Source organism: Undibacterium sp. Dicai25W, from assembly GCF_049340505.1.
GTDB lineage: Bacteria > Pseudomonadota > Gammaproteobacteria > Burkholderiales > Burkholderiaceae_D > Undibacterium > Undibacterium jejuense.
Genome location: NZ_JBMPOQ010000005.1, coordinates 180,184 through 193,324, shown reverse-complemented (window position 1 = coordinate 193,324; position 13,141 = coordinate 180,184). Strand labels below are relative to the sequence as shown.

The 13,141-nt window shown below is 43.8% G+C and carries 11 protein-coding genes and 2 tRNA genes; 10 read left to right on the top strand and 3 right to left on the bottom strand.

The window, feature by feature from the left end:
- The first annotated feature begins 1 nt into the window (after window position 1).
- Window positions 2-835 (top strand): LytR/AlgR family response regulator transcription factor, encoded by an 834-nt coding sequence (locus ACO0KY_RS08325; protein WP_423045211.1) that lies wholly within the window; start codon window positions 2-4, stop codon window positions 833-835.
- A gap of 75 nt (window positions 836-910) precedes the next feature.
- Here the strand turns inward: ACO0KY_RS08325 and nadB are convergent, their stop codons facing one another.
- Both nadB and purT read right to left on the bottom strand, forming a co-directional pair.
- Window positions 911-2,521 (bottom strand): L-aspartate oxidase, encoded by a 1,611-nt coding sequence (gene nadB, locus ACO0KY_RS08320; protein ID WP_423045210.1) that lies wholly within the window; start codon window positions 2,519-2,521, stop codon window positions 911-913.
- A 110-nt stretch (window positions 2,522-2,631) separates the two neighbouring features.
- The gene (gene purT, locus ACO0KY_RS08315; RefSeq protein ID WP_423045209.1) at window positions 2,632-3,849 is read right to left on the bottom strand and encodes a formate-dependent phosphoribosylglycinamide formyltransferase; all 1,218 of its coding nucleotides are present in this window, start codon (window positions 3,847-3,849) and stop codon (window positions 2,632-2,634) included.
- A gap of 328 nt (window positions 3,850-4,177) precedes the next feature.
- Between purT and ACO0KY_RS08310 the strand changes: the two genes are divergently transcribed.
- From ACO0KY_RS08310 to ACO0KY_RS08290, 5 genes are all read left to right on the top strand, one after another.
- Window positions 4,178-4,450, top strand: coding sequence for an HU family DNA-binding protein (locus ACO0KY_RS08310; RefSeq protein ID WP_162018311.1), 273 nt, complete (start codon window positions 4,178-4,180; stop codon window positions 4,448-4,450).
- 48 nt (window positions 4,451-4,498) lie between these two features.
- Window positions 4,499-4,574: transfer RNA gene (locus ACO0KY_RS08305), tRNA-Val, on the top strand.
- A gap of 21 nt (window positions 4,575-4,595) precedes the next feature.
- Window positions 4,596-4,672, top strand: a tRNA-Asp gene (locus ACO0KY_RS08300).
- 221 nt (window positions 4,673-4,893) lie between these two features.
- Window positions 4,894-6,051, top strand: a complete 1,158-nt coding sequence (locus ACO0KY_RS08295) for a phage integrase SAM-like domain-containing protein (protein WP_423045208.1) — start codon at window positions 4,894-4,896, stop codon at window positions 6,049-6,051.
- A 219-nt stretch (window positions 6,052-6,270) separates the two neighbouring features.
- Window positions 6,271-7,416, top strand: coding sequence for a plasmid recombination protein (locus ACO0KY_RS08290; RefSeq protein ID WP_423045207.1), 1,146 nt, complete (start codon window positions 6,271-6,273; stop codon window positions 7,414-7,416).
- A gap of 697 nt (window positions 7,417-8,113) precedes the next feature.
- On the opposite strand, the gene ACO0KY_RS08285 is transcribed toward ACO0KY_RS08290, so the two are convergent.
- Window positions 8,114-8,344 (bottom strand): hypothetical protein, encoded by a 231-nt coding sequence (locus ACO0KY_RS08285; protein ID WP_423045206.1) that lies wholly within the window; start codon window positions 8,342-8,344, stop codon window positions 8,114-8,116.
- Between the two features lie 365 nt (window positions 8,345-8,709).
- On the opposite strand from ACO0KY_RS08285, the gene ACO0KY_RS08280 reads away from it, so the two are divergent.
- The 4 genes from ACO0KY_RS08280 to ACO0KY_RS08265 all read left to right on the top strand — a co-directional run bounded on the left by ACO0KY_RS08280 (window position 8,710) and on the right by ACO0KY_RS08265 (window position 13,139).
- Window positions 8,710-10,632 carry a SurA N-terminal domain-containing protein gene (locus ACO0KY_RS08280; protein ID WP_423045205.1) on the top strand — a complete coding sequence of 641 codons (1,923 nt, stop codon included), beginning with the start codon at window positions 8,710-8,712 and terminating at the stop codon, window positions 10,630-10,632.
- 217 nt (window positions 10,633-10,849) lie between these two features.
- A complete protein-coding gene (ccoN, locus tag ACO0KY_RS08275; RefSeq protein WP_422996117.1) occupies window positions 10,850-12,289 on the top strand; it encodes a cytochrome-c oxidase, cbb3-type subunit I in 1,440 nt (479 codons plus the stop codon).
- A gap of 40 nt (window positions 12,290-12,329) precedes the next feature.
- Complete coding sequence (gene ccoO, locus ACO0KY_RS08270; protein ID WP_186914102.1) at window positions 12,330-12,947, top strand: cytochrome-c oxidase, cbb3-type subunit II; 618 nt, start codon at window positions 12,330-12,332, stop codon at window positions 12,945-12,947.
- 45 nt (window positions 12,948-12,992) lie between these two features.
- Window positions 12,993-13,139 (top strand): cbb3-type cytochrome oxidase subunit 3, encoded by a 147-nt coding sequence (locus ACO0KY_RS08265; RefSeq protein ID WP_186914101.1) that lies wholly within the window; start codon window positions 12,993-12,995, stop codon window positions 13,137-13,139.
- Window positions 13,140-13,141: the final 2 nt, after the last annotated feature.

Below are 13,141 nucleotides of genomic sequence, written 5' to 3'. Positions count from 1 at the left end.
TATGCATGATAATTTCGTAGTGACTGCCATGTTGGTCGATGATGAGGCGCCAATGCGCGACTATTTGCGCGGTGGTTTACTCAAAGTGTGGCCGGAATTGCAAATCATTGGTGAAGCCGCTAATGGTATCGCGGCCGCAGAACAAGCCGCTCAATTATCGCCGGATATTATTTTTCTTGATATTCGTATGCCCGGCAAAAATGGCATTGAAGCAGCGGTCGAGTTGGCGCAGCGATCGCAAGTTGTTTTTGTAACTGCATACAACGAATATGCGATTCAGGCATTTGAACGCGGGGCGGTAGATTATTTGCTCAAACCGGTTGAGCTGGAGCGTCTGCAGCAAACTGTTGAGCGCCTGCAACTGCGGATAAGAGAAAAGCGCGCACAAGTTTTACAGTCTTCAACGCCAGATATTAAATCGACGCAAACTGTTGTGACTGCTGATCAGCAGTCACAACAAATGAAGGAAATTTTGCAACAACTGATGCTGCGCCAAGCGCCGCAACGCGAATATTTACGGTGGATACAAGCGAGCGTTGGCAATGCTTTACGTATGATTAGTACCAAAGAAATTGTATTCTTTCGATCTGACGAAAAATATACGTTGGTACAAACTGAGCAAGCAGAATACCTGATCCGGAAGTCATTAAAAGAATTGGAAGATGAATTGGATCCTGATGAGTTTTGGCGCATTCATCGTTCCACGCTGGTGCGCGTTACTGCGATCGCCGACGTCACGCGCGACTTTCGCGGTAAGCAATTGATGGGGTTGAAAGGCCGCAGTGAGAAATTGGAAATCAGTCGCAACCATGCGCATTTGTTTCAGCAGATGTGATGGCGGAGATAGTCTTGCGGGCGGATTGTCTCCGCCCTGCAAAAATGCTCGTTTATTGCACTAGGTAGAGCTGATTTAGCTCTTTTTTCGTTTTGGCATTAGTACCGTTGGTAGCGCCTTCGGTAAGGTATCTGGATAGTCGCGGCTGTAGTGTAGGCCACGGCTTTCGCGACGGCTCAGGGCGCTATTGACGATCAGTGATGCGACTTCAACCAGATTGCGCAACTCCAGCAGATGATTTGAAATTCGAAAATGCGCGTAGTACTCGTCAATTTCTTCTTTCAGTAAGCGTATCCGATGCTTTGCGCGTTCCAGACGTTTGGTGGTGCGAACGATGCCGACGTAATTCCACATGAAGCGACGCAGCTCATCCCAGTTGTGCGCAATCACGACTTCTTCATCAGCATCGGAAACCCTGCTTTCATCCCAGTCGGGGAGGGCAATCGGCGTGACGCGTTCTTGCTTTTCTATATGTTTTGCAGTCGCGCGACCCACCACCAGGCATTCTAGTAAAGAATTGCTGGCGAGACGATTGGCGCCATGCAGGCCGGTGTAGGCGGTTTCTCCAACAGCGTATAAGCCAGGTAAATCAGTGCGTCCATCGGTATCGGTAACGATGCCGCCACACGTGAAGTGAACTGCCGGAACGACCGGTATTGCTTGCTTGGTGATGTCGATGCCGAATTCAAGGCAACGCGCGTAAATGGTCGGGAAATGTTCTTTTAAAAATTCCGGAGATTTATGCGTTATATCGAGTTCGACGTAATCAAGACCGCGTTTTTTCATTTCAAAGTCGATTGCGCGTGCTACCACGTCGCGCGGTGCGAGTTCTGCGCGTTCATCATGCGTTGGCATAAAACGTGTTCCGGCAGCGCTACCTGCTTCTGGCGGTAGGCGCAAAATGCCGCCTTCGCCACGAACTGCTTCGGTGATCAGGAAAGATTTGGCGTACGGATGGTACAAGCACGTCGGGTGGAATTGGATGAATTCCATATTGCTGACGCGGCAGCCTGCACGCCACGCCATCGCGATGCCATCTCCGGTTGCGGTATCTGGATTGGTCGTATAGAGATAAACTTTGCCAGCACCGCCCGTCGCTAACACGGTATGTTGCGCTGAAAACGTGTCAACTTTGCCGGTTTTTACGTCCTGCACATATAGGCCGAGGCAGTGTGGTGTGGCTGATGCATCACCTAACTTGCCTGACGTAATTACATCAATGGCGTAGTGATGTTCAAACAAGGAGATATTCGGATGATTGCGCACTTTTTGTTCAAGTGTGACTTGTACCGCATGACCTGTTGCATCGGCAGCATGAATAATTCGGCGCTGGCTGTGACCGCCTTCGCGCGTGAGGTGGAATCCTAATTCAGCTTCTTCATCGCGGGTAAAAGGCACGCCTTGTTCGATTAGCCAGTCGATTGCTTCGCGCCCGTGTTCAACGATGTAGCGCGTTGCACCTTCATCGCACAAACCGCCACCAGCGATCAAGGTATCCGAAATATGCTGCTCATGGCTGTCGTGAGAGTCCAGAACTGCAGCTATTCCACCTTGTGCCCAACTGCTGGCGCCATCGAGTAATTCGCGTTTTGAAATAATGGCTACTTTACGGGTTTGTGCCAGGTGCAGTGCAACCGAGAGTCCTGCGAGGCCGCTGCCAACGATGGCAACATCGAAATTCTTCATTGGTATGTGCTTTAAATTTGCTGCGCGATGGTGAAATTGCTACCAACCAAAGATGGAGGGCTCTGGCTGGTATTAACTATTTAAATAATTACTCTTCGAAAGCAATGATTTTACTTGCCTTTAAAGATCACGGGCTTAACTTTGGCTGCCGCCGCTTTGGCCATGTTGCGGGCAGTATCCGTATCGACAGCTTTTGCGAGGGCGACCCCCATACGGCGGCGCGTAAATGATTCTGGTTTGCCAAATAAGCGGATGTCTGTGCCAGGAACTTGCAAAGCTTCTGCTACGCCTTCAAAGGCAATTCCTTTGGCTTCATGCTGACCGTAAATGACGGCAGATGCGGCTGGTGTGTGCAATGAAACGTCAACCGGTAAGCCTAGTATCGCTTTGGCGTGCAATTCAAATTCATTTTGTGTCTGACTCGCCATGGTCACCATGCCAGTATCATGCGGTCTTGGGCTAACTTCTGAGAACCAGACCATGTCGTTTTTAACAAATAACTCGACCCCAAATAAGCCCAGGCCACCTAGGTCATCGGTAATCTTTTTAGCGATATCGCGCGCGCGGTCGAGTGCAACAGGATGCATTGCTTGTGGCTGCCAGGATTCGACGTAATCACCGTGAACTTGCACGTGGCCGATAGGTTCGCAGAAATGCGTCTCAACATTCCCGTTTTTGCCGATAGCGCGCACAGTCAGTTGTGTGATTTCATAATCGAAATCGATAAAACCTTCGACAATCACGCGTCCAGAATTGACGCGGCCACCCGCTGCAGCGTAATTCCACGCGGTTTCTACATCAGCAGCGCTGTCGAGCTTGGATTGACCCTTGCCGGATGAAGACATGACAGGTTTGACGATACAAGGAAAACCAATTTCTGCGCATGCCGCTTTCAAGTCATCGAGGCTGTCGGCAAAACGGTAGGGTGAGGTCGCTAAACCCAACGTTTCAGCGGCAAGACGGCGGATGCCTTCGCGGTTCATGGTCAGCCATGCTGCTCTTGCGGTAGGGATGACCTGAACCTTGCCAGCGCCTTCCAATTTGACCAACATCGGCGTTGCGATAGCCTCAATCTCTGGCACCACGAGATCTGGTTGCTCTTTTTCGATCAACGCTGCCAACGCGTCACCGTCTGTCATGTCAATGACATAGGCGCGATGCGCTACCTGATGACCGGGGGCGTTTTCATAGCGATCAACGGCAATGACTTCGACACCTAAGCGTTGTAGAGAAATTATGACTTCCTTGCCTAATTCGCCGGAGCCCAGGAGCATAACCTTGGTGGCTGTGGATGATAGTGGGGTGCCTAAGACGGTAGGAAGTTTCATAGCGTTTTTGATTGAGTGGTAAGGTATTCTGGAAGTGCTAGTGGCTGCGCGGATCGGAACTTTATAGCTAGTTTAGCTGATTCTGTCTCGTCTGATCTAACATTGCATTATATCGGTGTCGTTTGTTACCGATTAAAAATGAAATTATACTGATGAAATCGGAATTTAATCTGTAGATTATATTGAAACGATGCAAACCGCTTGACACAAGGGTTTGCGGCTTGTTTTAATACTGAATGCAGACTTCCTGCTTGCCGCGATTGATGCACGACTTATCAAATAATCGAAGACATCGTCGCGAATTCAAATTTTTGTGAGGGGGCTTTACGTGAATAAAACTGAGTTGATCGATCATATTGCGAAAACAGCGGACATTTCTAAAGCGGCTTCTTCCCGCGCCCTGGACGCGTTGATCGGTGCGGTAAAAACAACCTTGAAGAAAAATGGAACAGTTACTCTAGTTGGTTTCGGTACATTTTCTGTTGGTAAACGTGCAGCAAGAACTGGCCGTAATCCACGTACTGGTGAAGCAATTAAAATCAAATCTGCCAAGGTTCCTAAATTTAAACCTGGCAAAGCTTTGAAAGATGCTGTAAACTAATGCTCTTTCGCGCTTCTGTGACTGGTGGCGCGAGTTTGATGTAGGTGCGGGCGCTTAGCTCAGTTGGTAGAGCGGAGCCCTTACAAGGCTTAGGTCGGGAGTTCGAGCCTCTCAGCGCCCACCATGTTAAACATTGCAGTATTTAGGAGTGGTAGTTCAGTTGGTTAGAATACCGGCCTGTCACGCCGGGGGTCGCGGGTTCGAGCCCCGTCCGCTCCGCCAGTATAAAGAAGGTCTTATAATTCAATGAGTTATAAGACCTTTTCCTTTTGGGCTGGTAGCAAATTTGGTAGCAATCTATGCTCAATTTGCCAGTTTATTTCCGAAATTCTTCCTATTATTTCCATACCCGTATTCACGGTAAGCAATTTAAACGGTCATTACATACAGCAGACCGTCAAATTGCTATTATAAGAGCCTCTAGGCTACTTGAATGCATTCAAATGGATATTGACTTCAAAAACATAAAAAAATACGAACTGGACCTGTCTAGGGGTATTGCTAAATCGGATGGTCCTGAAGACCACCAGCGATTATTAGAAGCAATGGCATTTATGCGAGAAAGTCAAAATCAAAGTCAAAAGCAACCCCATATATCGGAAGGACCTGGGCGAGCCAGTCCATTTCCTTCTACGAAGTCCCTGACTCTGTTGGAATTATTAGACAAATATTTTTTACTGAAAAAAGTAAAACCTGCCACGATATTGGCTCACAAAAATACCGTAAAAGAATTTGAAGCTTTCTTTAAATTGAAATGTCATATCTCTGAAATTCAGGTTGGAGATATAACCCGATTTCAAGAATATTTAGCAAGTAAGGGAAATGTTCCTCGGACCATTGACGGGAAAATTGGCTACATTAAAGCATTATTAAATTTTGCGATTAAACAGGGGTATCTCTTGAATCAGAAAAATCCTGCTGAAAATATGTCCTTAATGACCAAACGGCAGAAATTATCAGACGGTTATTTGATTTTTGAAACTGAAGAAATTAAACAGATTTTTACCAGTGATTATTACAAGGAACAGAAACAATCTGACCCCGATTATTATTATGTGCTGTTATTGGGGTTAGTCACTGGGTGCAGAATTTCAGAAATAACCACCCTGACAAAATCGCAGTTTCAAATTTCCGAACACCGCAATAATTTTATTGTGATTCGGGATTCTAAAACTTCAGCAGGAAAAAGAGAGATTCCATTGCCGAGTCATTTTTTTGATGATGACTTCAAAAAATATTTTGATTCAAAAGAAGATTTTATTTTTAGATATGTGAGTCGTGAAGGTAAGGGCTCAGGAAATGCAGTAGGTAAAAAATTTGCTCGGCATTTGGCTGAACTGAAAATTAATCGGGGTAAGTTAGTTTTTCATTCACTCAGAAAATTTCTGAATGATTATTTTATGAAAAATGAAATTCCTTATGAACCTCGTTGCCAATTTTTTGGGCACGAAATTGAATCTGTCAATGTAGCAACCTACTCCAATAAATTTGGTGTGGATAAATTGGCTGAAATTATTATTCAGCAACAACTTAAATTATTGCGAATGACAAAGCTTATTCCTGAAAGTGAAATGTTTAAAAAATTACCTCAAGCCGATTAAAAAATTATCCAGCCTTGAGCTGGATTTTTTTTATTCGGAACGGGATTTTAAGGGTGAAACCCTTAAGGTTTGGCTGTTGGTTTTGATTTGGTTTTTGCTCCGCAGGACCGACACTTATGCAATAAGTATAGTCGGTCACTATACAAGGAAAATTAAAAGCCAATTCGTTGACAAGGAGATAAAAAAAGATATATTAAATAATAACAAAAATATAATAATATGTCCTATCAATTTATCCATTTTGATGCTTATGCTCGTGAAGGTTCAAAGCAAACTAAAACAGTTACCAAAAAGAACGGTAATAAAATAACTACAACAAAACAAGTTAAAAGTCTTCGTGAAATTCTTGAGGAACAAGCTCGTATTGAAAAGGCTTGCCCTCATATTCAAGAACCACGAAGACCAGGAATACTTTACGGTGTTCCACCAATGGAAGTTTTACCTATTGCAGAAGAATGGGCAGAATGGGCAACCGATTCTATTGGTAGAAAATTAAGAAAAGACGGTATGGTTGCTCTGGTTGGTGTGGCAAGTCTTCCTCGTGAAATGGAAGATAATTTCCCAAAATTTGCAGAAGATACTTTGCAATGGTTAAAAAATAAATACGGTGACAGATTAAAAAGTGTTGTGGTGCATGACGACGAATCGCACCCACATTTACATTTCACAGTAGTGCCAAGAATTGGCGAACGATTTGACGATATTCACGAAGGAATTAAAGCTAAAAATTTAGCTAAAAAAGAAGGTAAAAATGCAGGTGCACAAAATCTTGCCTACATTGAATCAATGCGACATATTCAAGACGATTATTCTAATCAGGTAGCATTGAAACACGGGTTAACTAGATTAGGTCCAGGTCGTAGAAGATTAACTCGTGGTGAGTGGCAAGCAGAAAAATCACAAGCAAGATTTTTTGCAGATGCCAAGGCTGTAGCAAAGCAGTATATGAAAAAAGGTTATAAAGCAGGAATTGCCAAAGCAGAAAATAAAGCGAATGAAATAATAGAATTAGCAGAAAAAAATGCTCAAAGTCTGGGTGCAAAAATTGGCAGTGTAATGACGGGTGTTTTATCTGCTTGGCATAAACCAAGTATTGAAGTGAATGAAGAATTAGAGCAGATAAAAAAACTTGCTGAAAAAGAAAAAAAGAAAGCTGAAGAATACAAAAAACAAGCGAAGGAATGGGCTGATAAACGAGTTGCGAATGTGAGTAATCAGATTACAGAACAAAAGGCTAAAACTGAAGAATTGAATAAAGAATTAGATAAGGAAAGGGAAAAAATTCAGGACCTTGCTGATACTTTGAAATGGTATGAAAAAAAGTTTGGTAAAACTCCTGATAATTTCCAAAAATACAAAAAATAATGGAATTTTTCGCCGTTTCCTTTTTTATTTACTATCGTAAATCTCTAACGAGTTCTTCTTTGTTAGTGTGTTATTAATATAATAATATGTAAAAATAATAATATAGATTCTGTATACAAGACCTATCGGTCTTGTTTGTGTCTTTGCTGTTCACCGTGCTATCACACGGTTCCAGCAAAGACTTACCCAAAGGACAAATTTTAAAAATTTGAACTTGAGGTCTTTACTGGGAGGCTAACCACATAGCACCAGACTGAAATTTATTAAGCTTTCCAGTTTCGAGAATTCACAGTCTTAATACTGCTCAAGCGGGGTTTCTCTGATTGACTTCCCTGTGGCTTTGCTTGATTACCGTTCTTGCCTACTTACTGAATGATTTTATTGGTTCAGTGCCTACCTTTTTCTCAGAGCCTTTTCCAGTTAAGTTTTTACACTCTATTGTTACCTGTGCCAGTTTTGAAAATATTTAGCTATTTATATACGAACCGTGAAGACTGGGAAGAATTGACGAATAATACATAAACAATAATGCAAATATATTAAAAATTTTTAATTTGTCAAATTATTCATTTGAAATAAAAAAACCAGCTTTCGCTGGCTCCTTTATTCAATTCTTCCCAGATTTGATATGCTGATAAGCACTAATCAGATAATAGTAGGAATTTAATACTTGTCAATATAGTTAGGGCATTTCAGGTTAGTGAACCTGCACATAGCGATAACCTTTTCCTTGCATACATAAATTTAACAAATTTCCTTGCTCCTGAGCAGCAGTTTTATTCAATTTGATTTGATAGTTGCATTCAGACATAGCATTCGTCTTGTCATATTGACTTGCACCTTGTTTTACATAATCGTATCTTGGCGGGGAAGCACAGCCAGATAACAGAATTGATAAAATTGCTATAGAGGAAAAAATCTTAGACAAAGTATGCTCCGAGTTTAATGGTTTGTAATTATTGCAATTACTGAATTGTAACAAAACTTGATATTGTTAAGCAAGTGACCATGTCCTCTGCTTATTATTTCATATTGTTCTCTCAAGTATCGTTAAAATACTGGTAAAATCTTCGCTCGTTTAGCAGTGGTAACAGAATTGGTAAGAGTTTTTCTGTTTCCTTTTATTAATAGTGTTGCTAAGTCCTTGATTATATTGGTGGAAAAATTTTATGGGTGAAAGTTTTTCACAGTCCCGTCCGCTCCGCCAGAAAATCGAAAAGGCGAACGAAAGTTCGCCTTTTTTTGTATTCGCAATTTCGAAATTGTTATCCTTAGTCATACGATCGGTTGACCATGTTTGAATATATTCGTACCCATCAGCGTTTAATGCAATTTTTATTATTGCTGATTATTTTCCCTTCGTTCGCTTTCTTCGGTATTGAAAGTTATACCAGATCGCAAGCTGCTGCCGGCGCTGCAGTGGCGACCGTCGGCGGTCAGTCGGTGATGCAGGCTGAGCTCGATGCTGCATTGCGCGACCAATTGGAAAAATTCCGTCAATCCTATGGCGCGCAATTTGATCCGAAATTGATGAACACACCAGAAGTGAAGCAAAACGTTCTGGACGAAATTATTTCTCGTAAAGTCGTTGCATCCGAGGTTAAAAACAATAAGTTATTTATTACTGATCACATCTTGCAGCAAGCAATTATGGCAAACCCTGGTTTGCTGAAAGCCGATGGAAGCTTTGATTCAGAAAAATACAAAAACATTTTGGCTTCGCGCGGTATGACGCCTGCCATGTATGAGCAAAGCTTGCGTCAGGATATGGCGTTACAACAATTAATTGACTCTGTACAAAATACAAACATCGTTCCAAAGGCAGTGGCTGAACGTATTGCTCTGATTGGTGAGCAAGAGCGTGAGGTGCAAGCGTTGACATTTAAAGCGTCTGATTTTGTTTCTCAGGTCAAAGTTACTGACGAGATGGTGAAGGCGTTTTATGATAAAAATGCGACACAATTTGAGATCCCAGAATCGATTAAGGCTCAATATGTGGTATTGAGTAACGATGCTCTTGCAGATCAGATTTCCGTGACTGATGCTGAAGTGCAGGACTTCTACAAAAATAATGCCAAGGCATACAGTGTAGATGAGCAACGTCGTGCCAGCCATATTTTGATCGCTGTTGCTAAAGACGCGAGTGCGGCTGATAAAGCAAAAGCAAAAGCGAAGGCGGATGGATTGCTGGCTGACTTGCGTAAAAATCCGGCAGCGTTTGCTAAGTTAGCCAAAGAAAATTCACAAGATCCTGTTTCTGCTGAACGTGGCGGCGATTTGGATTTCTTTGGAAAAGGCGCGATGGTTAAGCCTTTTGAGGATGCCGCCTTTAAACTCAATAAAGGCGAAATCAGTGATGTCGTTCAATCTGATTTTGGCTACCACATCATTGAGGTAACTGATATCAAAGCAGCGGGCATTAAGCCACTTGACGATGTTAAAGCGCAAATTGCTGCGGATATTAAAAAGCAAAAAGCATCTAAAGCCTATGCTGAAGCTGCCGAAACTTTTGGCAATACCGTCTATGAGCAGTCTGATAGCCTGAAAGCAGTTGCTGACAAGCTCAAGCTGAAGATTGAAACTGCAGATAATCTGACTCGTCAAGGTAACCCTGGTGCGCCAGCAACTATGTTTGCGAACAATCCTAAGTTCTTAAAAGCAATTTTTGCCGATGATGTTGTGAAGAAAAAACACAATACCGAGGCGATTGAGGTTGCTCCAAACACGTTGATTGCTGGTCGCATGTTGGAATACAAGTCGGCAAGTAAGCGCCCTCTGGAAGAAGTTAAGGCGATGATTGTTGCGCGTTTGACACAGACGGAAGCAAATAATCTCGCTGAAAAAGAGGGTAAAGCAAAATTAGCTGCCTTGAAACAAGCTGATGCTACGACTGGTTTTTCAGATGTGAAAGTGGTTTCACGCGCCAAGCAGGAAGATGTTTCACCTCAGGCAATGGCACAGATCATGAAAGCGGATACGCAAAAATTGCCATCATTTGTTGGTGTTGCGTTGGGGAACACCGGATACGCTATCTATCGCATTTCCAAAGTGAATGCAGGCAAAGCTGATCCTGCTAAACGTGCAGCTGAGGCACAACAAGTGTCGAATTTGTTAGCGCAGCAAGAATTGGCAAACTATGTTGAAGTGTTGAAGAAAAAAGCCAAAGTAACAGTCAATAAGTCGGCCTTGGAAGCGCCAGCGCAGCCAGTTCAATAATCGAAATAGTTTTATTTAGTTGTGTTAAAAAGCGGTGCCAATTTGGCGCCGCTTTTTTTTTGCTAAAAAGTCATTGGGTGTTATTCTGGTATTTGTTGTCATCTGGTCGCGCGGAGACCTAAGCTTGCTTAGATTTTGGCAACATTTGATGTGTATCAATGTAACTGATGAGTGCGGTTGTTATTCTGACGGTGTATTTTTACAACAGAGTGAGATCATGACGATAACTAAAGAAAACTCATACAACTATCGGGTTGTACGCCAATTTTCAGTCATGGCTGTAGTGTGGGGAATAGTCGGCATGCTGGTAGGCGTGGTGATTGCGACTCAACTGGCCTGGCCTGAATTTTTAACCGGAATCCCCTGGCTTAGCTATGGACGCTTGCGACCTTTACACACCAATGCCGTGATTTTTGCATTTGGCGGCTGTGCATTGATGGCAACTTCGTATTATGTAGTGCAGCGCACGTCTAACGTGCGTTTGTTTTCTGATGGCCTGGCAGAATTTACATTCTGGGGCTGGCAACTGGTGATTGTTGCTGCGGCGATTACCCTTCCTTTGGGTTATACCCAAGGTAAAGAATATGCTGAGCTTGAATGGCCGATTGATATCCTGATCGCTGTGGTGTGGGTTGCATATGCCATCGTGTTTTTCGGAACCCTGGTCAAACGTAAAGTTGAGCATATCTACGTCGCCAACTGGTTCTACGGTGCGTTTATTATCGCGGTTGCTGTTCTTCATATCGTCAATAGTGCGGCAATGCCAGTATCTCTGTTGAAATCGTATTCTGCCTATTCTGGTGTGCAAGATGCGATGGTGCAGTGGTGGTACGGTCATAATGCGGTGGGTTTCTTCCTGACTGCTGGTTTCCTGGGCATGATGTACTACTTTATTCCTAAGCAAATTGAGCGTCCGGTGTATTCGTATCGTTTGTCTATTGTTCACTTCTGGGCGTTGATCTTCACCTACATGTGGGCGGGTCCGCATCACTTGCATTACACCGCTTTGCCAGATTGGGCACAGTCCATTGGTATGGTGTTCTCTCTGATTCTGCTGGCCCCATCCTGGGGTGGTATGGTCAACGGTATCATGACTTTGTCTGGTGCCTGGAGTAAGTTGCGCTCCGATCCTATTCTGCGCTTCCTGATTGTGTCCTTATCGTTCTACGGTATGTCGACATTTGAAGGACCTATGATGGCGATCAAGACCGTCAACTCTTTGTCTCACTATACTGACTGGACAATTGGTCACGTGCATTCCGGTGCGCTGGGCTGGGTCGGCTTTATTTCTATAGGTAGCTTGTATTACCTGATTCCTCGTTTGTTTGGTCAGACACAAATGTATAGCAAGCGTTTGATTGAGGTGCATTTCTGGGTTGCAACCATCGGCGTGGTGTTGTACATCGCTTCGATGTGGATTGCAGGCGTGATGCAAGGTTTGATGTGGCGTGCAGTGAATGAGGACGGTACTTTGACTTACACCTTCGTGGAAACTGTAAAAGCAACTTTCCCTTACTACGTAATTCGTCTCACTGGCGGCGCGATGTACTTAGGCGGCATGTTGGTGATGGCATACAACGTAGCGAAAACGTTGATGGCTGCAAAGCCTGTCAATAATGCGATTCCTGCCTTACCAGCTGCGCATGCGCATGCATAGTTCGCAGAAATAAGTCAGAGAAATCAAAAGGAGAAGTTTGATGCGTAATTTTACTCATGATCTGATTGAGCGTAACGTCGGCCTGATGCTGATACTGGTGATTTTGACGATCAGTGTCGGTGGTTTGGTGGAAATCGTTCCGCTGTTTTTTCAGAAAACGACCACGCAGCCAGTGCAAGGCCTCAAACCTTACACGCCGCTGCAATTGGCAGGCCGCGATATTTATCTGAGAGAAGGTTGCTATGGCTGCCACTCTCAAATGATTCGCCCATTCCGTGCTGAAACCGAGCGTTATGGCCATTATTCGGTCGCAGGTGAATCTGTTTATGACCATCCATTCCAATGGGGTAGTAAGCGTACTGGTCCGGATCTGGCACGCGTTGGCGGTCGTTACAGTGACAACTGGCACCGTGATCACTTAACAGATCCACGTTCCGTTGTCATTGAATCTAATATGCCAGCCTACCCATGGTTGGGCAAAACGCAGCTGGTTCCTGCAGATATCGTGCCGAAGTTGAAAGCAATGAAAACTTTAGGTGTTCCATACACCGATGAAGAAATTGCTGCAGGTCCGGCTGAACTCGAGAGCAAGACAGAACTGGATGCGCTGATTGCCTATCTGCAAGTTCTGGGAACTGCAATTAAAAACAAAAATTAAGAAAAGTGCTTCCTTGGGTTATCACTTTTTGAGAAGGGGAAAATTATGAATTTCACGATCCTGAGCAGTGTGGTGACGGTGATTAGCCTGTTTGTATTTCTGGGCATCGTCTACTGGGCGTTCAGCTCCGGTAACAAGGAGCGTTTCGAAAAAATGGCTCGGTTGCCAATTGAAAATGAGGATGGGAAATAGTC

Bases quoted from the DNA above. Each gene is read 5' to 3' on its own strand.
- ACO0KY_RS08295 (WP_423045208.1), top strand. From the start codon at position 4,894: ATGGATATTGACTTCAAAAACATAAAAAAATACGAACTGGACCTGTCT.
- purT (WP_423045209.1), bottom strand. From the start codon at position 3,849: ATGAAACTTCCTACCGTCTTAGGCACCCCACTATCATCCACAGCCACC.
- ccoN (WP_422996117.1), top strand. From the start codon at position 10,850: ATGACGATAACTAAAGAAAACTCATACAACTATCGGGTTGTACGCCAA.
- ACO0KY_RS08265 (WP_186914101.1), top strand. From the start codon at position 12,993: ATGAATTTCACGATCCTGAGCAGTGTGGTGACGGTGATTAGCCTGTTT.
- ACO0KY_RS08325 (WP_423045211.1), top strand. From the start codon at position 2: ATGCATGATAATTTCGTAGTGACTGCCATGTTGGTCGATGATGAGGCG.
- nadB (WP_423045210.1), bottom strand. From the start codon at position 2,521: ATGAAGAATTTCGATGTTGCCATCGTTGGCAGCGGCCTCGCAGGACTC.
- ACO0KY_RS08280 (WP_423045205.1), top strand. From the start codon at position 8,710: ATGTTTGAATATATTCGTACCCATCAGCGTTTAATGCAATTTTTATTA.
- ccoO (WP_186914102.1), top strand. From the start codon at position 12,330: ATGCGTAATTTTACTCATGATCTGATTGAGCGTAACGTCGGCCTGATG.
- ACO0KY_RS08290 (WP_423045207.1), top strand. From the start codon at position 6,271: ATGTCCTATCAATTTATCCATTTTGATGCTTATGCTCGTGAAGGTTCA.